Below are 364 nucleotides of genomic sequence, written 5' to 3'. Positions count from 1 at the left end.
ACCCAGCTCTTTGCCCACCGACAGCGACTGGGCGGCGAAGGCTTCGTTGGCTTCGATCAGGTCCAGTTGCTCCAGGGACCAGCCGGCCTTGTCCAGGCAGCGGCGGGTGGCCGATACCGGGCCGATGCCCATGATCGCCGGGTCGACCCCAGCGTTGGCGTAGGCAGCGATCTTCGCCAGCACCGGCAGGCCCAGGGCCTTGGCCTTGGCGGCGCTCATCAGGATCACCGCGGCGGCGCCGTCGTTCAGCGACGAGGCGTTGCCGGCGGTGACCGTGCCGTCTTTCTTGAAGGCTGGCTTGAGCTTGCCCAGGGATTCGGCGGTGGTGCCGGCGCGCGGCTGTTCGTCGGTGGCGAAGGCAATT

General features: G+C 68.7%; 1 pseudogene. It reads right to left on the bottom strand.

The features are described 5' to 3' along the window. A pseudogene (locus tag J4D52_RS30430) lies at window positions 1-364 on the bottom strand (acetyl-CoA C-acetyltransferase); the annotation flags it as partial.

Origin of the sequence: Pseudomonas sp. GW460-12-10-14-TSB1, assembly GCF_017349775.1 — a bacterium.
GTDB classification, from domain to species: Bacteria; Pseudomonadota; Gammaproteobacteria; order Pseudomonadales; family Pseudomonadaceae; genus Aquipseudomonas; species Aquipseudomonas piscium.
This window is presented reverse-complemented; position numbering and strand designations above follow the sequence as displayed.